Raw genomic sequence first — 24692 nt, 5'->3', positions numbered from 1 at the left:
GCATGCTGCGGTTGTTCAGGCCCCCGCCAATGAGGGGTACTGATCGAGAATGTCCTGATACGGCATGCCCTTATTGCGGGCGTCGAAATCATAGGTGATCGTGGCCCCAAACAGGCCAGGATCGTCCGGGTCCCAGCGGGGTTTGTCGAAGACCAGAACCCGGTCGCCCAGCTTGAACCCTTCTTGCAGGTCATGCGTGACCATGAAGACGGTCATGTTGGTTTCGTCCCGCAACTCCATCAGGAAATCATGCATTTGCAGGCGCGTACCCGGATCAAGCGCACCGAAGGGCTCATCCAGCAGCAGAATGCGCGGCCGCGCTGTCATGGCCTGACCGATGGCCAGCCGCTGCTGCATCCCGCCCGACAGCGCCGCCGGGAATTGATCGGCCACATGGTTCAAGCCGATCCGTTCCAGCATCGCGTCTGCCCGCGCTGCGGCCTCGGTGCGTGCGGCCCCGCGCAAACGGCCAAAGGGGCGTTCAAAGCTTTCGCCTGCAATCAGGTTGTCGCGCACGGTCATATGCGGAAAGACCGAGTATTTCTGAAACACCACGCCGCGTTCGCGGTTCGGCTCGACAGCGGTGTCACCACCATCAATGCTGATCTCGCCCTTATGGGGTCGCTCTTCAGCCAGCAGCATTCGCAGGAAGGTGGACTTTCCGCAGCCCGACGCGCCGACGATCGAGATGAACTCGCCTTCATCGACCGAGACATTGACGCGCTCCAGAATGGATCGGTCGTCGTAGCGTTGCCAGACATTGCGAACGGATACGAAACTCATAGTCCGGCCTCCATCCACGGGAATGCACGGCGCGAGGTGGTTTTCAGCGCCCAGTCGATCACGAAGGCCAGCAGGGTGATCCAGATGACGTAGGTTAGGATCACATCCATCGCCAGATAACGGCGCACCAGAAAGATGCGATAGCCAAGACCCACATTCGAGGCCACCGCCTCGGCCGCGATCAGGAACAGCCAGGCCGACCCCAGCGACAGGCGTACATTCGAAATCAGGCGCGGCAGAATCTGCGGCAGGGCTACGCGCAGAGCAATCACAGAGGTCGAAGCCCCAAGCGTTTGCGCCTTGACGATCTGTTCCTTAGGAATCTCCATAACGCGCTGCGCCAGATCGCGGGTCATGAAGGGGGTGATGCCGATGACGATCAGAACAACCTTGGACAGCTCGCCCAGCCCGAACACGATGAACAGGATCGGCAGCAACGCCAGCGGCGGCACCATCGAAATCACCGCAACAAAGCTGGACAGCAGCGACCGCGCATAGGGCAGCAAACCGATGGCCAGCCCCAGTACCAAAGACAGCGCCGCCGAAATCCCGACCCCGCCCAGCAAACGCGCCAGACTGGCGAACGTGTCATTCCACAGCAGGATCTCTTTCGACCGGCGGTCAGGTTCCGTGAACAGCCGGTGCGCCGTGTCCAGAATGGTTGAGGGCGCGGGCAGCAGCTTGTCCTGCGGGTTCGCTGTCAGCCGGATATCCGAGGCAACCGCATAGGCCACAAACAGCACCACGAAGGGCAGCGCGGCCAGCAGCAACGCTGCGGGGCGTCCGGGTTTGTGATTGATCAGGCGCATGAGTGGGCGATCCTTGGCACGTCGGGGGATCGGAGCAGCCGCGCGGACCGCCCCGAAGCTTGCTTACAGGTCGCCGTCAGCGGCCATCTGCATGTAGGTCGTGTCAAAGCGAAACTTGACGTTACCCGCGTCGCCCGTGGTCGTGCTATCGGGATAAGCGATGCCCACGAAATCAGCGCTGGGAGCGCCTTCGCCCAGAATGCCTTTGTCGAACAGGAATTCGGCGACATTGGTCATGGTCTCCGGCAGATCCCCGGCGCTGGCCTGTGCCACGGCGGCGGCCGGGTCAAAGAACATCTCGGTCGCGGCAAGCTGCGCCTTGTAGCCTTCCAGATCGGTGCCCGAGGCTTCGGCCATGGCGGTCAGAACCTCTTCGTCGCCCGCAGCCATCAGCGCCATGACCTCATACCAGGCGCCTGCCACGGCCTTGCCGAATGATGGATTGGCCTCAAGCGTTTCAGTGTTGACCACCATCAGGTCCAGGATTTCACCGGGGATTTTCGAGCTGTCGAACAGGTTCACTGCATCTGGGTTGCTGCCCATGATTTCAGACACAAGCGGGTTCCATGTCACTACCGCCTCGACATCAGGCGTGGCGAAGGCCGCAATCATGTCGGCGTCCGACGTATTGATGACTGAGGCCAGATCGGACTCCTCAAGCCCCACGGAATCCAACCCCCGCGCCAGCAGGTAATGCGACACCGACAGTTCCACCAGATTGACCGGCTTGCCCTTAAGGTCTTCCAGACTGCCTGCGCCCTTCATGATCACCGCATCATTACCGTTGGAATAGTCACCCACGATCAGCGCGGTCGTATCAACCCCGCCCCCTGCGGGGATCGACAGAGTGTCCATATTGGTGGCCGAGACACCGTCAAACGCACCGGCGGTGTATTGGTTGATCGACTCGACATAATCGTTGAACTGCACGATCTCGACATCGATGCCGTATTTGTCGGCCCATTTGTCCATGATCCCGCTGTCTTCCAGATACCCCCAGGGCATCCAGCCCACATAGATTGACCATGCCAGCTTGAACTCGGTCTTTTCCTGTGCGGCCAGCGGCGCGGCCAGAACACCCAAGGCAAGGGCGGTCGCGGACATCAGCTTAGTCATTTTCATGTCATTCCCCGTTGTCACGTCCCGCCAAAATCGTGGAGGGTTTCCGGACCGCTGGCGGAACAATGAGATCGGGCGCGGACGAAACCAGCGCAGTAACCTCCCGGGATTTTGGCCCGCCGTGTGCCTTGTCGGAGTTTGCCGACAAGGTGATGCTTCTTGGACCTGACCTGACAATGCCAGCGGAACCCTAAGCACCCTGCCCGTTTAGATTGCTCAGTCGGTTTTGGCCTGACAACAAAGGGGCCACCAGTTTTGTTGGCGACACCGTGCTTGCCTAAATTTTAGACTAAATCCTGAACGCTTGCTGCATTGCAGGGCTCAACTGTACTTTGAGTTGGCGCGAGCCGGAGCATTTCAGTTTCAGACTAAGACTACCCTGCAGCAAAATCATCGCGCGCGTCGGCAGGGCTGATTCTCTGCAAATTTGTTCTGGGCCAAGGCTGGATTCACAGCACAGAGTCCATAATACTCAAGTTGGATTATGCCAACGATGGTGAGTTGTGTCTAATTTGCGAAAACATGGTTTCAGCTGGATGGCTGCTCTGCTCATGATGACGTTCATGGCTGACGCGATGCCTGACGAAACGCTGGATTGGGCCGAGATGCCGGACCCCGCCGCGCAAGTGTTTGAAGATCCGTTTCGGACACTGGGCCCTGAAGAATTTGACGATCTGGTTTTTGCAGTACGATTGCGCGGTAGACTACAGCAAGAAATCGGCACCCCGGACGAGAGAATGAAGTGGCAGGAGCTTCTGGCAGAAACCGAAAACGCCTTGGCGGCGAAAGGCGTGGACATTGATTGGCTTCTGGATCAGCGCGAGGCAGTGACCGTACGGCGCGAGCGTGCCGCTACGGCTGGAAACCCCAAACTGGATGGTCGGTCTTTTACTGTGTCAGGGTATGCTATCCCCGCTCCGCCTGACACTGATGGTCAGCCCTTGGCTTATCTTGTGCCCCAACTGGGGATGTGTAGCCATTTCCCACCGCCACCACCAAATCAGATGATCCGTCTGCAATTGGATTCAGACTGGGTGCCGCGTTACATGCACCAGCCCATCCGGGTGACCGGAACTTTGGCCATCGCTCCATCAGATCAAATGGTAATGGTCGTCGATGGATTTGTGCCCATGCGCGCAACCTTTCAGATGAACGCTGAAAAGGTCGAGGCTCTGGAAGACGCACAGGACGCTCAAAACCCGATCGAAACCCTTGCTGATCGCATGCGGGCGGCCCGCCACCGTAAATCCGGCGGTGCCGACCAGCTGGATTGACGGTGCAAGCCGAGGGAGGTTACCGCGCTCGTTTTATTGACAGCGCGTTCGAACCTCTTGCAGAGTTGCAAACATGGGAATCGTGGTCGTTTCAGACATGCCTGCTATGGCCGGTGGCGCACAGCTGGGGCGCCGCGCGACTGGCTGTGACTTGGTCGTGTGACCGTCACTAGCTGAAACGTCGTTGGGTCCGCTGTCAGCGCGACACAGGCTCAAAATCCCTTAACTCAATCCTTATGGCTTTGAATGAAACCTGAAAACGGCCTGCGTATTGCAGTCGATATTGGTGGTACATTTACCGACACGGTCTTGGTCAACGAACAAGACCAGATTTTGGCAACGACCAAAACGCCTACGACACCCAGCAACCCAACTTTGGGCGCGCTGCAAGGTGTCCGGCGTGTGATGTCAGATGCCAACGCAAATTGGCGCGACATCACCGGATTTATTCACGGAACAACCCTTGCCACAAATGCACTGATCGAACGGCGCGGTGCTCGGGTCGCGACCGTGACAACAGAAGGGTTTCGGGACATTCTGGAAATCGCCTATGAGCGCCGTTACAGCCAGTATGATATCAACCTGGTCAAGCCAGACCTGATCGTGCCGCGCACGCGCGCCTTTACAATCCGAGGGCGGATGGATGCGCGGGGCCGCGAACTGTCCGGGCTTGCAGAGGAGGATGTCGCAAGGCTTGTTCGCGACCTGTCCGACTGTGGTGCCGAGGCTCTCGCGATTTGCCTTTTGCATGCCTACGCCAACCCGGCGCATGAGATCAGGTTGCGGAAGCTTTTGTCCAAGGCTTTGCCAGAGGTGGCCATTTCCTTGTCACATGAGGTCAGCCCCGAGGCGCGAGAATTCGATCGACTGTCGACAACCATTGCCAACGCGTATGTCCAGCCGCAGATGGCAGACTATTTGTCGGACTTTCAAATGCGGTTTAACGCTGAAGGCTTGGCTTGCCCTATTCTAATGATGACCGCAGGCGGAGGTATGACGACGCTGGAAACAGCGGCGCGCCTGCCTATCCGTTTGGTCGAGTCCGGCCCGGCCGGAGGCGCAATACTTGCGGCGCGGGTTGCCGCCGAGACGGACGAGCGGGAAGTTCTGAGCTTTGACATGGGCGGTACGACGGCCAAACTCTGCCTGATCGACGCCTTTCGCCCGCAGACCGCGCGTAAATTCGAGATAGCCCGCGCGGCGCGATTTATCAAAGGATCGGGTATGCCCGTTCGTATTCCGGTCATCGAAATGATCGAGATCGGCGCGGGCGGCGGTTCGATTGCCCATGTAGATCGTTTGGGGCGCCTGCATGTCGGCCCGCAAAGTGCTGGTTCTGAACCCGGTCCAGCGGCGTTTTCCAATGGCGGCATGCATCCTACGGTCACCGATGCGGATGTGGCGCAAGGGTATATAGATCCGGACCGGTTTGCCGAAGGGCGTCTAAAAATAGACACACACGCTGCGCACTGCGCTTTGGACCAGAGCATTGGAAAGTCGTTGGGGTTGGCGGCAGATCAGGCGGCGCTCGGTATTAGCGAAATCGTTGACGAAAACATGGCCAGCGCAGGCAGAATGCACGCTGTGGAGTCCGGCAAGGATTTAACTGCGCGCGTTATGATCGCCTTTGGCGGCAACGGTCCGTTACATGCCACCCGAGTGGCTCGGCGCGCGCAGGTCGACCGGATCGTTATCCCACGCGACCCGGGCGTGGGCTCAGCGGTCGGGTTTCTGTTCGCACCGGTATCATTCGAGATCATTCGCTCACGCTACACAACACTCGACAAGCTCGATTTGCAGGATCTCAACGCTTTTTTTGACCTGATGTTGCAAGAGGCCCGGTCTGTTGTTCGCAGCGGCGCCCCAACTGGCGCGCTCGTGCAACGAAGGCGGGCCTACATGCGGTATCACGGACAAGGTCACGAGATAGAAATTCAGCTGCCCAATAGGTCACTGCAAGAAGAAGACATTCCAGAGCTGCACCGTAGTTTCGAGAATGAATACATCAGACAGTTTAGCCGCGCAGTTCCCGGTATGCGCATCGAAATCATGAATTGGGGGCTTGAGGTCTCATCGCTTCCTCCCGCTTTAACACCGGCTGTGGCTTCGGCAAAAAAACGTCAAGCCAGGCCTCACGGCTTTCGGTCAATCCTGTGCGACGTCACTGGTGATTGGCGAAAGGTAGGTCTCTATGACCGCGCCACTCTGAAACCTGGTGATCATCTGTCAGGACCGGCTTTGATTATGGAACCGCAAACAACAACCTTGGTCAGCGCTGATTTCTCGGCGCGGTTGGACGAGGCCGGGAACATCTGGCTGGCCCGCAACGCTGGAGGATCATGATGAATCTGTCAGAAACACGGTTGCAGGTCATGTGGAACCGCCTGCTGGCGGTTGTAGAAGAACAAGGACAAGCGCTGATCCGCGCCGCGTTTTCTCCGATCGTGCGAGAGTGTGGCGACATTTCGGCCGGTATATTCGATGTGCAGGGGCGGATGCTGGCGCAGGCCGTTACAGGAACCCCGGGGCATATCAACACGATGGCCGAGGCGGTGAAAACCTTGAGTGGCCGCTTTGCCGTGCAAGACATGCAGCCCGGCGACATCTACATGACCAATGATCCCTGGATCGCATCTGGGCACCTGAACGATTTCCTGCTGATGATGCCTGTATTTCTGGACGGCACGGTGATTGGATTTACGGCCTGCACGTCTCATCTGGTCGATTTGGGTGGTCTGGGAATGGGGCCGGAAGGGTCAGATGTTTACGACGAGGGGTTGCTTATTCCGCCCTGCAAACTGGTAGAGGCCGGTACTGTCAACGCTCTGCTGATCGAGATCGTGAAGGCAAACTCACGTGAACCTGTTGCAAATGAAGGTGACATTTACGCCTTGATCGCATGCTGCGAGGCCGGAGCGGTCAGATTGTCTGGCATGATGCAAGAGTTCGGCATCAATCGGCTGGATGAATTGGCAAACTATATTATCGAAACATCGTATCGCGGCACGCTTGACGTCATCGCTGGATTACCGAAAGGCACATGGCATAACGTACTGAAAGTAGACGGGTACGAGCGCGAAATTGAACTGCACGCCGCCCTGACGATTGAGGCGGACAAGATCGTTCTGGATTTCAAGGGTACTTCGGGACTGTCCAGCAAGGGTATCAATGTACCCCTGAATTACGCGACCGCCTATTCGGTCTTTGCCCTGCGGTGCTTAATAGGCCCAGATATTCCCAACAATGCAGGATCATTGGCGGCTTTCCTCGTGTCGGGGCCGAAAGACTGCATTCTGAATGCGCAGCCGGGTGCGCCTGTTGCAATGCGTCACACGCTGGGCCAGATGACACCGGATCTGGTGTATGGGTGCCTCGCGCAGGCCCTGCCCGATCACGTACCTGCCGAAGGCGCGTCGTGCATGTGCGACCTGCCTTTGCGACATGCGCCCGAAGCGCCGCAGACCGGAGGCGAACAGTTCGCGCTTGAGTTGGTGTTCAGTGGTGGTACTGGCGCGAGACCCGGCTTGGACGGCCTCTCGGCAACTGCGTTCCCATCTGGGGTTTGGGGATCGCAGGTCGAAACGACCGAAGCGGTCGCACCAGTATTGATAACCCGACGAGAATTAAAACCAGATTCCGGCGGTGCGGGTCAAAGGCGGGGCGGTCTAGGGCAGCATATCGAGCTTCGATCCGCTTGTGACGAAGACCTGTTGCTGTTCCTTTCAGTGGAACGGGTTAAAAACCCCGCACGTGGGCGATCTGGTGGATTAGCAGGTGCCAATGGGCGCATTCGGGTCGGCCACGATGGTTCTGTCTTGCCAGGAAAAGGTCAGGTCCGAATACAGGCGGGTCAGACTCTTGTATTCGAAACACCGGGCGGCGGAGGTTTTGGATCACCCCGTGACCGTAGCCGAACCGAGGTTCTGCGCGACTTAGAGGCGGGCCTGATCACGGAGCAGTCCGCGCGTGACGTCTATGGGGTGGAAACATGATCCAACCTGCGTCGCATGTTTCAAGACTGTCGCCTTACGCGCTTGCTGAATTGAGCGATCTTGAAGGTAAGCGCTTAATATCCCTGGCGCAGAATGAAAGTCTGACACCTCCCAGTCCGCTGGCAGTTTCTGCTGCTGCGCGCGCTATGGAAGCAGGTCATCTTTATCCTGATCCCGATTGGCGCGATCTGCGCTCGGCGCTGGCCGCACTGCATGATCTGCCAGCCGAGTGGATATTATGTGGCAACGGGTCTATGGAGTTGATCTCATGCCTGACCCAAGCCTACGCAGATGAAAACTGTGCGGTACTTGCACCGGCACATGCTTATCCGTTTTTCAAAACCGCCGCACAAGTCGCCCGCGCACGTTTTGATACCGCCCCAGAAAAGTCACGCGGAGTATGCGTTGATGCGCTGATCGACCATGTTCAACCCGACACACGTATCGTTTTTATTGCTAATCCGGGCAATCCGACTGGTACCATTATCCCGAAAGCAGATCTTGTGCGTTTGCGCGAGGCTCTTCCCGATCAAGTGTTGCTGGTTGTTGACGAGGCTTACGGCGAATATGCGGACCATCTTAACGAGCCTGTCTTCGATCTGGTCGAACGCGGTGACACGGTTGTTTTGCGGACGTTTTCCAAGGCCTACGGATTGGCAGGTATGCGGATCGGCTGGGGCATGTTCCCTTTGGATATCGCGACACAGACCCGTAAGATCATGAATCCCAACAACATATCAGTGGCTGCTCAGGCTGCGGCGATAGGCGCGTTGAATGATCAGGACTATATGAAGGCCACTCGGTCAGAAACGATCCAACTGCGCGACGATTTCGCGACAAGACTACGCCGTGCGGGTTTCGAGGTTCCAGAAAGCTTCACTAATTTCGTGTTGATCCGCTTTGCAAACCCCCAAGATGCACGGTCGGCCAATGCTGCGCTTCGGGCTGGCGGCATCATTGCACGTGGACAGGCCGGGGTCGGCTTGCCTCAATGCCTGCGGATTACAGTCGGCCAACCCGCCGAAATGGACTGCACGGCCCAACTGTTGGAAGCTTGGATCGAAGGGGACACACTATGAAGCATTCCCGAGGCGTGGCCCGTTTCGGCATTCTTGTGCCCTTCACGAACACCAACCTTGAACCTGATATGTATTTGTTGCGCCCCGACGGGGTATCGCTGCATTTCGCGCGAATGGGCGGTTATGATCAGGATGAGATTCCTGATGCCGAACAGATGCACGGCCTTGGAGCCGCAGATCTGGTTGAGCCGCTTCGTTTGCTCCAAGGGGTCCGGCCCGAGGTCATACTTTATGGATGCACATCTGCAACCTTGACCCATGGGTTCGCCTTTGACCGGACACTTGCGACCCGGATTAAAGCCGAATGCGGAGCCGAGACAATTACCGCTGCCGGAGCAATCGTGTTTGCACTGCGATCACTGGGCGCGAAAAATATCGGGTTCGCTTCGCCCTATGTCGCCGCAATCAAAGACCTTGCTGTCAGTTTTTTGACCGAGGCCGGAATCCACACGGTCAATCGCTCGGAAGTCGCAAGTACGTTGGACAATTTTGGACAGGGTACGATAAGCCCCCAAGCCGTGTTCGAGCTTGGACGAGCTGCAGACCACCCGAAGGCTGATGCGATTGTTCTTTCCTGTACCGATATGCGCAGTGTCGAAATTATCGACCAATTAGAACAGGCATTGGGCAAACCAATTGTCACGTCAAACCAAGCAATGATGTATAAGGCTCGGCGCATCATGGGTCTTGCCAATTCTGTGCATGGGTACGGAAGGTTGCTGCAAACGACGGCGTCCGATCGCCCAGACACTAGTCACGAAATGCCTTCGCAAAATAGTCTGCCATAGGTTTGACCAAATACCCCAAGGGGCTGCGATCCGCGGTTCGGATGAAAGCTTCAACAGGCATGCCAGGTACAAGAATCGAACCTTCTGGCAGCCTTCGCGTTTCGCCTTCGTTCAATGTGATCTCGGCCCGGTAATATCGCAGCTGACTGGTGTTATCCTCGAAAGCATCTGCCGAAATTGTCACAACGCGACCGCTAAGTTCAGGTGTTTTGCGCTGATCCAGCGCTGGAAAACGCAGGGTGACCAGTTGGCCGATACTCAGCTTGTCAATATGAATAGCCTCAACTTGTGTGTTGATCACCAATGGTCGGTCCTGCGGCACAATGAACAGAACCGGATCCGCCTGTTGGACAACGGATTGCAGGGCAAAGACCTGCAGACTATACACTACGCCTGCGACCGGAGCCTTGATGTTAAGACGAGCCAGACGATCCAAAAGAGCCCGGCGTTCTTCCCGCAAACCCAACTCACGAACCGTCAGGTCGCGCAACTGGGATATAGCATCTTCGCGCTGAGCAGTGGCGAGCTTGAGGATTTCGATTCCAATCTCGGTGATCCGCACCTCGGCTTCTGCCTTACGCGCCTTGAGGTCACCCATCTGGCCCGACAGGTTGGCATCTTCTCTTTGCAAGGCCAAAACACGAGACGCCTGCGCCAGGCCGCGATCCAGCAACTGTTGCTGCCCGGCCAACTCTTGTGTGATTAATTCAAGCTGCCGGGACAGCGCCGCCTCCTGTGCCGCCAGACCATCTATCTGGTTCTTGATCTGATTGGCGCGCTTCTCAAGTTGGGCGATCTCGTTGCGCGTCGATGCCGCACGCGCGGAAAACAGCCGCTTTTGACCCGCAATCAGATCCGCAGCGTCTGAATCTTTAGCCGCAGCTTCCGACAGAATAACGTCAAACCGGATGGATTCGCGCCCATCCCTTTCAGCTTCTAGCCGTCCGCGGCGGGCCATCAACTCATAGAGCTGGTTTTCAACGATGGCCAACTCGGACTCCAAAGCGCTTGAATCCAGACGAATTAAGGTCTCACCTGCCCTGACCTCGTCTCCTTCATCCACCAGAATTTCTGCCACCACGCCACCATCGGGGTGCTGAACCACCTGACGGTTCTGATCGACCTCAATCTGTCCGCTAGCGATGATCGCGCCCGAGATACGGGCAAGTACCGCCCAGGCGCCAAAACCTCCAAGCAACAGAAACAGTGTCAAAACGCCCAGAATCAACGGCCCCTTCGCGGACCATTGCCCGTTGTTTTGCTGAACCGGTCGGGTCACTGGACACCTCCCTGCGCATCTGTTCGGGCGACATCATTGCTGTTCCTGACCACTTTTCGCAAAACCTCGTCTCGGGGTCCAAAGGCCCGTACAGTTCCGCCATCCAACATTAACAACAGATCGCATTCTGCCAGAACGGCGGGCCGATGCGCGATAATCAACAGGGACTTGCCATCAGCCTTGAGCCCCCGGATCGCCTTGTTCACTGCTTCGCTGCCCTCATTGTCCAAGTTCGAGTTCGGCTCATCCAGAACAAGAATGACAGGATCGGTATACATCGCTCGGGCCAGACCGATGCGTTGAATCTGACCACCAGACAGGCGATTGGCAGTGGCTCTGACAGGCGTGTCATAACCCTTTGGCAATTTGAGGATCATTTCATGCGCATCCGCCTTGCGCGCAGCTGATACCACCTTTTCAGCTTCGGGGTCCGGGGCCAGTTTAGCTATGTTCTCGGCAATGGTTCCGTCAAACAAGGTCACCTCCTGCGGCAGATACCCGATATGCGACCCCAGAACATCTGGCGTATATTGATCAAGACTGGCCCCATCCAACCGGATGTACCCCCCTGCCGAAGGCCATACGCCTGTTAACGCCCTTGCGAGGCTTGATTTACCAGCACCTGACGGACCGATCACCCCCACGGCTTGCCCTGGTGAAACAGCGAAGTTGACAGCTTTTAAGACGGCTTGCGTTTCACCGGGTGGAACAATGGTGAGGTTACGTATTTCAAGTCGGGCTTTCGGCGTTGGCAGCGGCGTTCGCTTTGTTTCGATTGGAACCGTGCCCAAAAGCTCGGCCAGTTGTCCCCAGCCTCGCATAGCAGCCTGAACCATTGGCCATTGGCCGACGATCTGTTCGATAGGTGCAAGGGCACGGCCCATCAGGATCGAACCCGCAATCATTGCCCCTGGCGTCATCTGGCCCCGTAGCACAAGCAGTGCGCCAAGCCCCAGCATTGCAGATTGTAAGAACAGTCGGAATGTCTTTGTCGTGGTTGTGAACGTCCCTCCAAGATCGGCCGAGCGCATATGTTCGGACAATGCGTTGTCACGTGCTTTGCTCCACCTAGTAAAGGCTGCGCCACGCATTCCCAGCGCCTGCACCATTTCGGCCTCATTTTGCATCTGGTCCGAGATGACTTGTGCCTCGACCGAAGCCCGATTGGCCGCTTGACTAGGTGCGCGCGTGGTGACCTGGTTGATGACAGTTACTGCAATAAGAACGGCCCCACCGACGAGGGCCAGTATGCCCAGCCATGGGTGGAAAACCCAAATTCCAAGGAAAAATACCGGGGTCCAGGGCAGATCAAAAACCGCTCCGAAAACTGGAGACGAGAACAACCGCGAAATGGCAACCAGATCAGCTGGACCGGCCGTGTTATCTGATTTCCCCGGACCTGACGCCCTACGCAGCGCCGCATCAAAAACACGAGGATCAAGGTCGGATTGGAACCGCGCGCCTATTCGGCCCAAAAGTCGACCTCGCGCGTAGTCCAGCAATCCCATCATACCGTAGAGGAAGACCACCAGCACAGAGAGGGCGACCAGTGTTTCGACCGAGCGGCTACCCAAGACGCGATCATATACCTGGAGCATGTATAGCGGGCCAGTGAGCATCAACAGGTTCGCAAAAAAGCTAAAAATGGCGACACACCAAAACAGGCCACGGCTTTGACGCCGTGCACCGCGCAATTCGGCGCGCCCCGCCTGAATCTGCCTGGCCTCTGAACCTGCCATTTTTTAGCCCTGTCTTTTCAGTACCTTAAACCAGAAAGATCTTCCTGGCTTTACCAGAGCCCTTTGCCCGCAAACCTTTGAAAATCCAACTTAGCCTAGGCATCGGTTTCGGACGTTTTTTCCACGTGTTTGTAGATTTCTTTCTCTTCAAGCACCTTGATCATGGTTGAAATCTGCGCATGGCATTGCAGAAGCGCATGAAGCGACATGTTGATCATCAGGGTATTTTCGCTTGCCGGAGCTTCCCCCTCGGTCGGGGATTTTTTCAGACACCCACAAGTGACACGTACCACTCCGTTGATCGTCGAGATATCCGTGATGCCATCAATATAAACGTGTTGCATTTAACGCTCCTTACGCAGAGGGATGTTAGTGGCCCGGCGCAGGACAACGCGCCGAGCCGGGGGGGATCAGACAAAGACCAGATTGTCGCTACTCAGGATCGACAGATCGTCGTATATTGACGAAACTTCCTGGAAAGCACCGTTTTCGATACTGCGTGTTGCGGAAGTGTTACTGGCTGCAAGATCGGCCACGCCTTCACTGAGATACGCGATCGTTGCATCAACTCCGGACTGGATTGCGGCAACAACATCAAACTCGGTGAACGGGTCTTGCGCATCAGTCGAGCTTGAAATGAGCTGCCCGAACGTGATCTCTGAGGTGCTGTCATGATCCACGACGCGGATTATGTCCTCACTGCCGAACTGGTTGATCTGCACCTGACCCAGCGAGGCCCCGCCCACCACAACGTCAATCGTGTCATCCGCATCCGAGAAGACAAGGTTGTCGGTAGTGATATCGGTGGTATCCCCGTTGGCAGTTCGGAAGATCAGCACATCCACAAAAGCATCGTTGCTGAGAACCGATGCGGCGGACCCCGAGGCATCCCCTAGCACCCCGTTTTCGACGTCGTCGAAATAGGTGCTGAATGCTGCGTCATCGCCGTTGGACAATTGCGACAGACCTTCGGCTGTTGTCCCCGTCAGAGCAGATGCGCTATCCTGCAGGTTGGTCTGAATCTGGTCGCTGACCGCAAAGCGCCCGCTGCCCAGCGTATAGATATACTGGTCCGCGCCGCTTCCGCCGAAGGCGACCGAGTTGCCAAAGCCCGCCACGAACACATCGTCATCCGCGCCACCGTTCAGTACCGAGTTTTCGACAAAGCTGAAGACCCCGCCCAACGCGGCTGATCCGCTGACTTCGAAGGATTCCAGCACTGTATCCAGGGCGCCAACCACATTTGCCAGCGTTTCCGACACAACCGAAATCCCCGCGTTGAACAGGAAGTCCAACGTCCCGGTCCCGAAGTTCAGGAAGACGTCCTGATCGTCGCCACCATCCAGATATCCGTTGCCGATACCAAGGAACACGTCGTTCCCAGCACCCCCAAGGCTGGCATAGCGCGCGCCGACATTAATTATGGTGTCATCCCCAAGACCACCGGTCGTCAGGCTGGCCACACCTATGGTGATGCCGATATCATCACCCGACCCCAACGAGGTCAGGTTGCGCGATCCAGTGCTGACCACAAGGTCATCGTCCCCGCCAGCCAGTACCGTGTTGTAGAGACCGGCAACAAAGATGCTGTCATTGCCTCCGTTGCCTTCGATCTTGTTGCGGCCACCCAAGGCAAAGATGATGTCGTCGCCATTCAAGTCGGTCTGTTTGTCACCGTTGATTTCGGTTTTGACCCCCAACACCAGGGCAACGTCGCTGCCGCGCCCCAGATCGACTTTGTTCTCTTTACCAATGCTGACCACGATGTCGTTGCCGCCACCGGTGCCGGTGTCGTTTTTGACCCCGACGCTAAGAACTGTATCGTCACCGCCGCCGGTGCGTACCTTGTTTTCCGAGCCGATCGCGATGGCAACGTCGACGCCACCATTCAGATCATTGCCATTGTTGGACGAGTCGATGTCGTTCTTCTTGCCGATGGCAATCAGAATGTTGTCGTCGGTCACGCCGGGTGTGGGATCAGTGCCGCCGCGGACGGTGTTGGATTCCCCAATGGCAAAGACAATGTCGTTGCCCGCCCCGCCATTCAGACTGTTGGTTTTACCCACGGCCAGCAAGATATCCGCACCGGCGCCTGCGTTGACAAAGTTGCGCTCGGTCCCGAACACGGCGGCGGCGTCATTGCCCGCGCCCAGATAGACACTGTTGGCTTTGCCAAGAACCAGCGCCGCGTCGTCGCCTCCGCCGGTGTAGACACGGTTTTCGCGTCCACCGACCACTGCAATGTCACCTTCGCCGCCATCCGCATCGGTTTGCAGGAAGTTGTAGGTTTGGTTAAAGCTGCCAAACCGTTGCGCCCAGTTGACGCCTGCAACCGTGGGCAAGGCCAGTTCCGGGATCGTGAAGGTCTGCGCGCCCAGCGTCACCGCATCGCGGCTGGCAAAGTCGTCCAGATCAAAATCGGGAATCTCCAGGTACTCGGCCGGAATGTCGAATTCGGGGATCGACAGGCCAAAGAACTCGCGTCCTCCCAAAATGGTGTCGATATCCGACAGGCCCGACAGATCTGCTCCGCCGATGGCAAAAGAGGGCACCGAAATTTCAGGCAGCGTAAAGGTAGGCAGGCTGATGGTCGTGGGTGGGGCGGTTTCTGGCGCTGCTTCGGCAGGATTGACTTGAACGTCAAACTCATCCTCGGTCTGCAGTGCCTGATACCCGCCATTGGCACTGCCCGTAATCGAAGGCGAATTGGCCAGATCGGTGCCGGTAAAGAAGGTGTTGTTGCCCCCGCTTGCAGGCCCGACATCGCCGCGCTGTTCGGTATAGGCCTGGAATTCCGCATTGCCGCTGTTGGGGCTGAGGCGAATTCCGTTGGACGAGTTGAAGATGCCCGCCTTCCCGTCCGCGCTTTCGACCCCGACAAGGTCTTTGTAGACATTGCTGATTTCGGCGTAAGCGCTGGGGTTAAAGTCAATATCCAGCGTGAAATCGAAATCCAACCCGTCATCGCGGAACCCGAAATCTGACACATCGGGCAGCGACAAGCTGGGCAGAGCCTGCCCGGCGACAGTCAGGTCGGGGATCGTCAGGTCCGGCAGGCTGATTTCTGGCAGGCCATAGGCGCCCAACTCACCATATTGGTAATCAGGCCGGCTGCGCAGTTCCGGAATATCGGGAATATCCAGATTGATCTGCGGCGTGCTGAACCCCGGGATGTAGACGTCCGGCACTCCTTCTGTCGAGAATTCGAGATCGGGAAACAGCACCGAAGCCGACCCCGATACCGCGATACCGGCTGTGAAGCTGGCTCCGATATCCTTGTCTTCGTATTTGGTGCTGACACCCGTGGCATTGGCCGTGTTGGTGGTAGAGCTGGTTGGTGTTTCCTGCGCAGTTTTTTCCGGCAGGCCTTTGGCTTTTCGATCAGCCGCATCCGCTGCGGTCTTGTCGGCCTCTTTCTTGTCTTTGACGCGCTTTTGGTAATCAGCGATCTCTTGCGGATCGATCGTGATTTCATTGTCAGTCACAACAAAGTTGGTCTGACCAAAGGCAATCACAACGTCAGAGCCGCTGCCTGAAGCCACAAGGTTGAACTTGCCAAAGGCCGCAACGGTATCGTCACCGCTGGCTGTCAGCACGAAATTGTCCTTGCCTGCGGTCAGGACGGTATCATCCCCAGCCTCTGTCAGCAGGATGTTGTATTGACCGACCGAGACGACAACGTCATCTCCAGTGCCTGAAAGGGCAAAGTTGCGCTGGCCTGCGATGGTGACAAAATCGTCGTCGGCACCGGACAGAACCACATTGGCCTGACCCGCGGCAATGATCGTGTCTTCGCCTGCCGCAGTCGAGATCGCGTTGTAGCGACCTCCGGCGTAAACCGTGTCGCTGTGCGATCCGGTGAAGACCACGTTGCTGTAGCCCAGCGTGATCACGTCGTTGTTGCCATTACCCAGCAGCGACACGTTGTTGCCGCCCAAGATCAGCGCCTGATCGTTGTCGTCGCCACCCAGCACATAGTTGGTGACACCTGCCACCGCGATGCTGTTTGTGCCGCTGGCTGCGTTGACAAAGTTGAAGTTGCCAAGTGCAAAGATCGTGTCCTCGCCGTCGCCGCCCAGAACGATATTGCTCTGGCCGATGGTCAGCACGTTATTCGTGCCGCTGCCCAGGAACAGGAAGTTCGAGCTGCCGGTGATCACGATGTCATCGGTATCCCCGGCATTGCCGCCGCCCACGATCAGGTTCTGACCCAGCGCCAGACCAGTCACGGTGTTGTCGCCGGTGCCCAGCAGCAGGATGTTGTTACCGCCGATCAGGTCGATCTCATCATCGCCGCTGCCACCCCAATAGGCGTTGAGCGAGCCGACAAGTTGCGCATCGTTGTTGCCATTACCGGCCACCACAAGGTTGGCATTGCCGATCGCGGTGATGTCGTCATCGCCTTCTCCGGCCTGCACAAGGTTGTGGCCGCCATAAGTCTTGATCTGGTTGTTGCCATTGCCCGCGATGACCACGTTGGCCAGGTTGGTCACGCTGGCCAGCGCATTGATCAGAATGGACCCGGCCTGATCTTCTCCAAAGGCCGTGCCATCCGACGTTCCGAACAGGCTGCCGACCAGCCCGCTATCATCGCTGGCGGCAGCGGCATCCACTGCAACAAGCGCTGCCAGGTTCAACAGGCTACCCGCAACGATACGGTCACTGCCGCTGCCGCTGATCACAAGGTTACCAACGCCGTAAGCCTGAATGTCATTGCCGGGCTCATCGGCTGCAGGCTGCGCACCGTCAACGACACGCTCGACGCGCACATCATCGATCAGCCCGCCCAGGTGGGTGCTGTCGGTTGTGCGCAACTCCAGCCGCGAACTGTCACCAGCCGCGCCAGAGACTTCGAATGTATAGGTCCGCCAATCCGTATGCGCCTCGGAAATCACTCCGACCTGTACGCCGTCCCACCAGACCTCGATCGCGTTATCCGCCCCGTTTGCGCCATCCCGTCCCCGGAAATTCAGCGAAATCTGGTAGGTCTCGCCCGAGTTGGTGTCGACATCCTGATAAACGCCCGAGCCAAATCCGCCGTTGACTGCACCGCCAGCCAGTTCAAGAGCAAACTCTCCGTCGGCAGCAGCACCCAGACCAATTGTACTGGTTTTCAGGAACTCAGGTGTGCCAAAGGACGAGGACCAGCCATAGGGCAGAGACAGTCCGAAATTGGCATCGCCGTAATTGCCGAATTCGAAACTGCCATTGGTGATCAGATTGTCACCCGCGCCCGGATTGTTCAGGCCAGCGGTCAGATTGGCGTTCAGCTCGCCGGTCTCGACGACGCGCACATCGTCGATCAGCCCGCCCAGATGGGTGCTGTCATTTGCACGCAGTTCCAGCCGCGACGTATCCCCGGCCGCGCCGTTCACGTCGAATGTGTAAGTCCGCCAGTCCGAATGCGCCTCGGAGATCACTCCGACCTGAGCACCGTCCCACCAGACCTCGATTGCGTTATCCGCCCCGTTTGCACCATCTCGTCCCCGGAAATTCAGTGAGACCTGATAGGTGCTGCCCGAATTGGTGTCGACATCCTGATAGATGCCCGAACCAAAGCCGCCATCAACCGCGCCGCCTGCCAGTTCGATGACATAATCGCCGTCGGCGGCGTTTCCGTAGCCTGCATTTGCCAGCTTCAGGAATTCGGGTGTGCCAAAGGACGATAGCCAGCCGTCTGGCAGGCCAAGACCGAAATTGGCATCGCCATAGTTACCTTGTTCAAAGCTACCATTGGTCAGAAGATTACCGTCGGTTGCTTGCGAATTCGCGACAACCCGCACGTTGTCAATGGCTCCGCCCAGCAGGTCGGACGTTCCCGCCGCCCGGAATTCAAGACGTGATGTATCCGCCCCAGTGACCCGGAAAGTATAGTCGCGCCAATCAGTGTGGGTATCTGCAACCGTCCCAACCAGTTGCCCGGCCCACCAAACCTCGATCGAGTTGCTTTCCGCGGATACCGTTGTCGTTCCGCGATAGCTGATGGTGATATCATATTCGAGCCCAGCCCGCGTGTTGAGGTCCTGGTAAATTCCTGAATTCTCGGTTCCGTCCAATTCCAGAATGTGGTCGCCATGGCCAGATGCGCTGTGGCCAAACTGGTTAATGCTGTCATTGAACAAGCTGGTGTTGTGGACTTCGAGCCGCCCGAAGGACTGCGTCCAGCCTGTCGGCACATAAAACGAAATGCCGGTATCCGCCTGCGTGCCCAGCTCGAACGACCCGTTCTGAACGATGTTTTCCGACAGGTCCTGCACGTTTTCAGCGGCGGTTGCGTTGAAATCCGCATCCAAAACGCCGTCGCCGATGTCTCGGGTGCCCAGGATTTCATTCACGCGCACGTTGTCAACGGCTCCGCCCAGCAGATCCGAGTTGCCCGCTGCCCGCAGTTCCAGCCGCGAGGTGTCACCGCCGGTGACCGCAAAGGAATAGTCGCGCCAATCGGTATGGGTCGCAGCGATCTCGCCAACCTTTTCGCCATCCCACCAGACTTCGATCGTGTTGCTTTCCACCGACACGGTGGTCGTCCCGCGATAGCTGAGCGTGATCTCGTAGGTCGCTCCGTCGCGGGTGTCGATATCCTGGTACACACCCGAGTTCCGCGTGCCGTCCAATTCCAGAATGTGCCGCCCGCTGCCCGAAGCCGAGAACCCATACGGGCTGACCTGATCGTTAAAGATAGACGTGTCGTGAATTTCCAACTGGCCGAAGGATTGCGTCCAGCCATCAGGGACGCGGAAAGAGATACCGGTTCCGATATCGGTGCCAAGCTCGAACGAGCCGTTCTCGACCAGATTTGCGCCGCGATCCGAATTGGTGACCGCCTGCGCGCGAGTGTTCAGGCTGGAATCTCCGTTGCCCGCGAGGATGATGTTCAGACCGCCTGCGGCGAAGATGTTGTTTTCACCATCCCCTACCGCGATGATGTTGAGGCCACCGCCGGCGACGACTTCGTTGTCTCCGTCCCCGAGGAAAACGGCATTGGCGCCGCCAAAGGCGTCTACGTCGTTGTTGCCGTGGCCCGACAGAACCACGTTTGCGCCGCCGTAAGCGTCGATCACGTTGTTGCCGTAGCCTGCTTGTACGACATTCAGGCCACCCGCGACCTCGACCTGATTGTGGCCATGCCCGGCATGGACCACGTTGACCCCGCCATACGCGGTGACAATGTCATTGCCATCACCGCTGTCAATCTCTTGTCCGCCCACGCCCAAGGACCAGATACGGTCATTGCCTGACCCGGTTTCCGCCGAAAAGCCAAAGCCCTTTGCGGTAATGATATTGTCACCGTTGCCCGCGTTCAGATCCGCGCCCAAAGCGTTGACTACGAATGTGTCGTCGCCATCTCCTACCGTGATGTTGCCACCAACTGCGTTCAGTTCGACAACGTTGTTCCCCCCGCCCAGGTTCAACAAGCCAACAGCAGCCCCTACAAACGCGGTGTCGTCGCCATCGCCCGCAGTCAGACTGGCGCCTGCGGCTTGAACGTCAAAGAGGTTGTTCCCGTGACCGGCGTCGATCGAGGCTCCGACCACCCGCGCAAGGATCGTGTCGTCGCCCGACCCTACGCGGATGGATCCTCCGATGGCGTGCAACTCGATCGTATTGTTGCCCTCGCCCAAATCCAGAACACCAACGGCGGCACCAACATAAGCGCTGTCATTCCCGCTGCCTGCGGTCAGGTTTGCCCCCAACGCGCGCACATCGAAATGGTTGTTGCCCTCACCGGCGTCAATGCCGACACCCACAGCGTTCACATAGATTCTGTCGTTGCCCCCACCAACGGTGATATCGCCCGCAAACCCGTTGAAATGGATCGAGTTATCCCCTTCGCCAGCATTCAGGCGGACACCCGCTGCGTTCACGTGAACCGTATCATTGCCGCTGCCAACCGAGATATCCCCGGCGAAGCCGTTGAAACGAATGGTGTTGTTGCCTTCGCCCGCGTTGATCGCAGCCCCTGCCGCGTTGACATTGATTGTGTCGTCGCCGGAGCCAACCGTGACCGAGCCGACACCCACGTTGAAATTCACTGTGTTATGACCATCGCCAAGGCTGGCGTAACCGATGGCTGCATCAACTGTCAGCGTGTCGTTGCCCGACCCGGCAACAACGCCCACTCCAACCCCACTGGCGGTAATCGTGTTGTGGCCGCTGCCTGCATCAATATAGGCATCCGCTCCACGGGCTATGATCGTGTCGTCGCCTGCCCCTGCATAGACATTGATCTTAAACGCTCCGGTCGAGTCGATATAGTCGTTCCCGCCATGCGTGTAGATATAAGATCCACCAGCCCCTGCAATGACAGTATCATCGGTATTGCCATAGGTGTTGACTGTCGCCTCGAACCCACCCGCAGTGGTGATGTGGTTCGTTCCGGTACCGCCATGCACGGTGATATCGGCGCTGAATTCAGCCGTCGAGTGAATACGGGTGGTGTTGCGTCCGACCAAATGCAGCGCCACGTCATCCACATCGGTCAATGTGATATTGTTTTCGCCATAGCCATGGGTGTTGATGTCAATATCGGTGGCGTTGTTGACACTGATGGTGTTGAACCCGCCGCGAATATCCAAGTCCAGGTCAAAGATATCGTCTACGTTCAGGGTGTTGCTGCCGCCGTAGATATCAACGTCAGAATTTGCGAACGATATCCCGTTCTCTGCGACGTTATATAGATTCAAGGTGTTGTCGCCGCCGCGAATATCGACGGTCACAAACTCTACATCGTTGAGGTAAACATAGTTGTCACCGCCCGAGATATAGAGGCGTTCGATATCGAAGGCGTCGATGATGGTGATCGTCTGACCGCCCCCATAGGCATCCAGCCATACATCATCAACGTCGTAAGCATATAGAGAGTTATAGTTGCCCCAAAGGTCGACATCGATATTCCAGAAGTCGACAATACTGATATTGTTGTTCCCATTGACGCCATTGTCATGAAACCACAGCTCCAGGTTGAAGCCGTCCACAAGGTTAACGTCAGACCCCGACGTCCACAGCTCGATATTGGCGTCGGCCTGCGAGATATTATCTTCACGAATACGGCTGATATCAATGTCCAGGTTGTTGCCCCGGGCGTCAAAATTGTAAATGTATTCAACATCATCCAGATAGATGGTGTTATTGTCACCATGGATGATCAGGTTCTCGATGTCGAAAGTGTTGGTGATCCTGATGGTGCTGTTGCTGCCGTAGTGTTCAACATAAATATCGCCCACGTCGTCGATATGCGCGTAGCGGCCGTTATCGTAGGTCGTGCTGTAGAATGACTCGTAGGAAGAACCCATTATACCGTATCCCTTATCTTAACGCTCTGGGCGGGTGAGCAGCATCACCGCAGCCAGGCCGTGTCCGTGGTGTGTTGTTTAGTTTCGAATGATGTGGAACTTGGCGACGCGGATATCGCGCCCTTGATTTTTAACTCTGTGCGCCAAAACAAACTGAACGTCGGGAAACGTGTCGCGCACGAAATCATGCATCACCCGAGTCATTTTTCGAGTACCCCCATAGGGCGCTGCGAATTCCATAAACCAAAGGTTACTGCCGGAATTCCAATCCTCAGGCCGCAGCTCAAACGGCCCCTGTAGCCTCATTTTTTCGCTCAACTCGTCGGACAACCAGGCGTAACTCAGAATGCCAAATGGCTTTCCATTCCGATCCTTGAAAATACGACCTTGACCAATGCTCATCGGAAAGATGAACCGTTCACCCAAGTGCCGAAGGGGCATCGGTGCATAGTGGGGCGAGCGGGACAATACCAAACAAACCTCTCCGATTTGCTGGCATTTAAATCTCTCGTTCTCGCCGTATTTTCCCGCCGCATTCGAATTGGGACCGTCAATTAAAGACGGTTTTTCATTTGAAGAATAACCAGATATTTCACCATCTGCATGCTGGTTCATATTCTGCATAACCGTCATCTTCTTCTCCACCCAGGTGACCACATATGCTCTCCACAACTTTGTGAAAGAAAAGTGGCGTAGATTTTAGGCAAGACTTTACGAAGCAACTGCAGCAGTCAAATTCGAAAGTTAAATGAGGTATTGAAAAAACTTTAACCTAGCCGTTAACATCGAAAACTTTGTGTATCTTTGCTTTCCGGCTCGGAAGAGCTGCACTGTAACTATATGATAAATATATGTTTATAAAGATTTTGAATTTTTTTTCGATTGCGCGTGAATATATATTGGCTCTCGCGTGTTTATTTAATTGCGCAAAGTAGTTTGATCTGTTTCGGGGCTATATTGGCCGCTTCCCTGAAAGTAAAAAGGATCATTTTGGAACTATAATAGCGCAATTGGGATGGAGAAAGACATGAACACAATACCGCATAATTTTCCTCACAATACCCAAATGATTTTTTGATTCGTCTTTTTTTATCTCACGCCCCTATCAGGAAATAAAAGATGCCAATATCGACTGACCTCGTGAAAGCGTTTGTGACCTTGTGTCAGGTGAAGTCATATTCAGAAACCGCAAAGATGCTCCGGCGATCTCAGCCTACGATCAGCAATCGGATTCGCTTGCTGGAAGATCAAGTTGGATTTGCACTGTTCAAGGATAAGACACCGCACTCGGGGCTGACCGCGCAGGCCGAGCTGTTGTATCAGCGATGCCTTACGATCCAGAATGAGTTGGATCAGATCTCGGTGCTGACGCAAACCCAAGTCGGGAAAGTCATCCGGATCGGTGTGTCCGCCAGCCTGGAAAACCTGTGCTCGGGCTCAGCGATCGCAAGCCTCGGTTTGGGCCGGGCTGACACGACACTTTCAATCTCGACAGATGACACGGAAAACCTGCTGGCTTCCGTGGAAAAGGGCAATTTGGATGCGTGCTATATTTGCAATCGGGAGGTGCCCAGCCCGCTAACCCAAAAAAGTTGGCCATTTGACGTTCGCTGGGTCGCGGCCAAGTCTGTCGATGTAGATGACCTTCTGGCACGTCCCATTGTCCCTATCGTTGGTTGGCACGAACAATGGCAGCCAGCGCAGATTTTCTCGGCGTATTTCGAAAAATCATCGTACAGGTTTCGGCCGATCTACCAGACTCAAAACCTGAGCAATTATCTGAATGCGGTGCAAGCTGGCGTTGGTTTGGGGTATGTAGGGGATATCTTTCTTCACAATCTGCCTGTGGCCAGTGACCTGCACTACATTGACGACAGGCTCAAACCTTTCGGTCAATTCTATATTCATCGCCTAAACCAGGCTGAGCCTGCGGCAAATCTGCGTCGAGTTCTAAGTATTATTGACAGCCATCTGGATCGTCTCACCACAACCACGTTGTGAATTCTCTGGAGTACAAGCGCCACGGCGCGCATGGATATTCCGTGGCGCGTGTCTGGCAACTAGCCGCGTCCGCGATAAGGAGGCACGCCTTGATCGGGAATCCAGACATGGTTTGGAGTGGCCCCGGTCTGCCAAAATACGTCAATGGGGATGCCGCCGCGCGGATACCAGTACCCACCAATCCGCAACCAGCGTGGGTTCAGAAAATCAACCAAACGACGTGCGATGGATACTGTGCAGTCTTCGTGAAACGCACCGTGATTGCGGAACGAGCCCAGAAACAGCTTCAACGATTTTGATTCAACCAGCCAATCACCGGGCACATAGTCGATCACCAAGTGCGCGAAATCCGGCTGCCCCGTCATCGGACACAGCGAGGTAAACTCGGGCGCAGTGAACCGCACGCAATAGTCGATATCGGCCTGCGGGTTCTGTACCCGTTCCAGTTCTGCCGCCTCAGGTGAAGTAGGCAGTTCGGTTTTCCCGCCCAATTGGGTCAGGTCGCTGTAGATGGTTTCCATTGTCTTCTCCTGATG

The 24692-nt window shown here is 56.5% G+C and carries 15 protein-coding genes and 1 riboswitch; of the genes, 6 read left to right on the top strand and 9 right to left on the bottom strand.

What is annotated here, in order from left to right:
* Positions 1-15: 15 nt before the first annotated feature.
* The 3 genes from J7380_RS12430 to J7380_RS12420 all read right to left on the bottom strand — a co-directional run bounded on the left by J7380_RS12430 (position 16) and on the right by J7380_RS12420 (position 2714).
* On the bottom strand, positions 16-783 hold the full coding sequence (locus tag J7380_RS12430; RefSeq protein WP_209196119.1) for an ATP-binding cassette domain-containing protein: 768 nt from the start codon (positions 781-783) through the stop codon (positions 16-18).
* Positions 780-1592 carry an ABC transporter permease gene (locus J7380_RS12425; RefSeq protein ID WP_209196118.1) on the bottom strand — a complete coding sequence of 271 codons (813 nt, stop codon included), beginning with the start codon at positions 1590-1592 and terminating at the stop codon, positions 780-782. Before J7380_RS12425 ends, J7380_RS12430 begins: the two co-directional genes overlap by 4 nt.
* 63 nt (positions 1593-1655) lie before the next feature.
* Positions 1656-2714, bottom strand: coding sequence for a putative urea ABC transporter substrate-binding protein (locus J7380_RS12420; protein WP_209196117.1), 1059 nt, complete (start codon positions 2712-2714; stop codon positions 1656-1658).
* Positions 2715-2809: 95 nt separating this feature from the next.
* Positions 2810-2916: riboswitch (guanidine-I (ykkC/yxkD leader) on the bottom strand.
* 331 nt (positions 2917-3247) lie between these two features.
* Here J7380_RS12420 and J7380_RS12415 point away from each other — a divergent pair.
* The 5 genes from J7380_RS12415 (at position 3248) to J7380_RS12395 (ending at position 9844) form a co-directional block, all read left to right on the top strand.
* Positions 3248-3985 (top strand): DUF3299 domain-containing protein, encoded by a 738-nt coding sequence (locus J7380_RS12415; RefSeq protein ID WP_247742544.1) that lies wholly within the window; start codon positions 3248-3250, stop codon positions 3983-3985.
* 246 nt (positions 3986-4231) lie between these two features.
* Entirely contained in the window at positions 4232-6328 is a 2097-nt protein-coding gene (locus J7380_RS12410; RefSeq protein ID WP_209196116.1) for a hydantoinase/oxoprolinase family protein, read from the top strand.
* Positions 6328-7977, top strand: coding sequence for a hydantoinase B/oxoprolinase family protein (locus tag J7380_RS12405; RefSeq protein ID WP_209196115.1), 1650 nt, complete (start codon positions 6328-6330; stop codon positions 7975-7977). The genes J7380_RS12410 and J7380_RS12405 overlap by 1 nt, the downstream gene beginning before the upstream one ends.
* Positions 7974-9056 (top strand): histidinol-phosphate transaminase, encoded by a 1083-nt coding sequence (locus tag J7380_RS12400; protein WP_209196114.1) that lies wholly within the window; start codon positions 7974-7976, stop codon positions 9054-9056. Before J7380_RS12405 ends, J7380_RS12400 begins: the two co-directional genes overlap by 4 nt.
* Positions 9053-9844 carry an Asp/Glu racemase gene (locus tag J7380_RS12395; RefSeq protein ID WP_209196113.1) on the top strand — a complete coding sequence of 264 codons (792 nt, stop codon included), beginning with the start codon at positions 9053-9055 and terminating at the stop codon, positions 9842-9844. Before J7380_RS12400 ends, J7380_RS12395 begins: the two co-directional genes overlap by 4 nt.
* On the opposite strand, the gene J7380_RS12390 is transcribed toward J7380_RS12395, so the two are convergent.
* The 5 genes from J7380_RS12390 to J7380_RS12370 all read right to left on the bottom strand — a co-directional run bounded on the left by J7380_RS12390 (position 9807) and on the right by J7380_RS12370 (position 22788).
* The gene (locus J7380_RS12390; protein ID WP_209196112.1) at positions 9807-11123 is read right to left on the bottom strand and encodes an HlyD family type I secretion periplasmic adaptor subunit; all 1317 of its coding nucleotides are present in this window, start codon (positions 11121-11123) and stop codon (positions 9807-9809) included. The two genes, J7380_RS12395 and J7380_RS12390, sit on opposite strands and share 38 nt — an antisense overlap.
* Positions 11120-12862, bottom strand: coding sequence for a type I secretion system permease/ATPase (locus J7380_RS12385; protein WP_209196111.1), 1743 nt, complete (start codon positions 12860-12862; stop codon positions 11120-11122). Before J7380_RS12385 ends, J7380_RS12390 begins: the two co-directional genes overlap by 4 nt.
* Before the next feature lie 95 nt (positions 12863-12957).
* On the bottom strand, positions 12958-13206 hold the full coding sequence (locus J7380_RS12380) for a hypothetical protein (protein WP_209196110.1): 249 nt from the start codon (positions 13204-13206) through the stop codon (positions 12958-12960).
* Positions 13207-13272: 66 nt separating this feature from the next.
* Positions 13273-22155 carry a hypothetical protein gene (locus J7380_RS12375; protein WP_209196109.1) on the bottom strand — a complete coding sequence of 2961 codons (8883 nt, stop codon included), beginning with the start codon at positions 22153-22155 and terminating at the stop codon, positions 13273-13275.
* 78 nt (positions 22156-22233) lie between these two features.
* A complete protein-coding gene (locus J7380_RS12370; protein ID WP_209196108.1) occupies positions 22234-22788 on the bottom strand; it encodes a toxin-activating lysine-acyltransferase in 555 nt (184 codons plus the stop codon).
* Between the two features lie 486 nt (positions 22789-23274).
* Here J7380_RS12370 and J7380_RS12365 point away from each other — a divergent pair, with 486 nt between their 5' ends.
* Positions 23275-24156, top strand: coding sequence for a LysR family transcriptional regulator (locus J7380_RS12365; protein WP_209196107.1), 882 nt, complete (start codon positions 23275-23277; stop codon positions 24154-24156).
* Between the two features lie 59 nt (positions 24157-24215).
* Here the strand turns inward: J7380_RS12365 and queF are convergent, their stop codons facing one another.
* Entirely contained in the window at positions 24216-24677 is a 462-nt protein-coding gene (gene queF / locus J7380_RS12360) for a preQ(1) synthase (RefSeq protein ID WP_170756028.1), read from the bottom strand.
* Positions 24678-24692 lie beyond the last annotated feature (15 nt).

Source organism: Ruegeria sp. R8_1 (assembly GCF_017743815.1).
In the GTDB taxonomy this organism is placed as follows: domain Bacteria; phylum Pseudomonadota; class Alphaproteobacteria; order Rhodobacterales; family Rhodobacteraceae; genus Ruegeria; species Ruegeria lacuscaerulensis_A.
Note: the sequence above shows the minus strand (reverse complement) of the source record. Positions and strands in the feature narration are given on the sequence as shown.

Coding starts and splice junctions, on each gene's coding strand:
- J7380_RS12430 (WP_209196119.1), bottom strand. CDS start 783: ATGAGTTTCGTATCCGTTCGCAATGTCTGGCAACGCTACGACGACCGA.
- J7380_RS12425 (WP_209196118.1), bottom strand. CDS start 1,592: ATGCGCCTGATCAATCACAAACCCGGACGCCCCGCAGCGTTGCTGCTG.
- J7380_RS12420 (WP_209196117.1), bottom strand. CDS start 2,714: ATGAAAATGACTAAGCTGATGTCCGCGACCGCCCTTGCCTTGGGTGTT.
- J7380_RS12415 (WP_247742544.1), top strand. CDS start 3,248: ATGGCTGCTCTGCTCATGATGACGTTCATGGCTGACGCGATGCCTGAC.
- J7380_RS12410 (WP_209196116.1), top strand. CDS start 4,232: ATGAAACCTGAAAACGGCCTGCGTATTGCAGTCGATATTGGTGGTACA.
- J7380_RS12405 (WP_209196115.1), top strand. CDS start 6,328: ATGAATCTGTCAGAAACACGGTTGCAGGTCATGTGGAACCGCCTGCTG.
- J7380_RS12400 (WP_209196114.1), top strand. CDS start 7,974: ATGATCCAACCTGCGTCGCATGTTTCAAGACTGTCGCCTTACGCGCTT.
- J7380_RS12395 (WP_209196113.1), top strand. CDS start 9,053: ATGAAGCATTCCCGAGGCGTGGCCCGTTTCGGCATTCTTGTGCCCTTC.
- J7380_RS12385 (WP_209196111.1), bottom strand. CDS start 12,862: ATGGCAGGTTCAGAGGCCAGGCAGATTCAGGCGGGGCGCGCCGAATTG.
- J7380_RS12380 (WP_209196110.1), bottom strand. CDS start 13,206: ATGCAACACGTTTATATTGATGGCATCACGGATATCTCGACGATCAAC.
- J7380_RS12375 (WP_209196109.1), bottom strand. CDS start 22,155: ATGGGTTCTTCCTACGAGTCATTCTACAGCACGACCTACGATAACGGC.
- J7380_RS12370 (WP_209196108.1), bottom strand. CDS start 22,788: ATGACGGTTATGCAGAATATGAACCAGCATGCAGATGGTGAAATATCT.
- J7380_RS12365 (WP_209196107.1), top strand. CDS start 23,275: ATGCCAATATCGACTGACCTCGTGAAAGCGTTTGTGACCTTGTGTCAG.
- queF (WP_170756028.1), bottom strand. CDS start 24,677: ATGGAAACCATCTACAGCGACCTGACCCAATTGGGCGGGAAAACCGAA.